Origin of the sequence: Candidatus Viridilinea mediisalina (genome assembly GCF_002532535.1) — a bacterium.
GTDB classification, from domain to species: domain Bacteria; phylum Chloroflexota; class Chloroflexia; order Chloroflexales; family Chloroflexaceae; genus Viridilinea; species Viridilinea mediisalina.
This window is the reverse complement of the sequence record NZ_NQWI01000311.1, coordinates 1-726: the sequence shown is the minus strand read 5'-3', so window position 1 is coordinate 726 and position 726 is coordinate 1. Positions and strand designations below refer to the sequence as shown.

Genomic DNA, 726 nt, shown 5'->3' with positions numbered 1-726 from the left:
GGTGGCATCACCGTCGGCCCCAGCCTCTTCGTAGGCGGGCTCAACCCCTACGGCTTCTTCCGGGGCCAATTGGACGAACTGCGTCTCTCGAACAATGTGCGCTACACGGGCAACTTCACGCCACCGAGCAGTGCCTTCACCCCTGATGGAAACACCCTGGCGCTCTTCAGTTTCGACGAAGGCAGTGGCAACACCACCGCAGATCGTTCTGGCAATAACCTGAGCCTAACCTTGGCCGCAGCGCCCAGCAACCCGACCTGGGTAGCATCAAACGCACCGAGCGACGGTGCAGCGCCGAGTGCCACGAGCACCCCAGTTGCGAGCGCAACCCCAGCGGCGACCAACACGCCCGTGCCGCCAGCGGCGACCAACACGCCCGGCCCGTCCCCCACGGCGACCAACACACCCGTGCCGCCCACGGCGACCAACACGCCCGCACCGACCAACACGCCCGCACCGACCAACACACCTGTGCCGGGCAGCAACTTCGCCTTGAGCTTTGCTGGCAACGATCAACTGACGGGTGGTGCCGTGCCTGGGTTGAATGGCAGCCAGACACTGGAACTCTGGGTACGCCCCGATCTTGCAGGCCAGGATGGAGTCATTGTAGCCACCGGCGCAGATAGTGGCTGGTCGCTCGAACTCAACGGTGGCCGGGCCACCTGGTGGATGCTCAACAGCGCCAATAGTTGGCAGATGGTGCAGCATGCAACTGTACTGAACACC

At 64.0% G+C, this 726-nt stretch carries 1 protein-coding gene; it reads left to right on the top strand.

What is annotated here, in order from left to right; translation table 11 throughout:
* Positions 1–726 (top strand): LamG-like jellyroll fold domain-containing protein (locus CJ255_RS23960; RefSeq protein ID WP_500681120.1); only part of this gene is annotated, 726 nt, incomplete at both ends.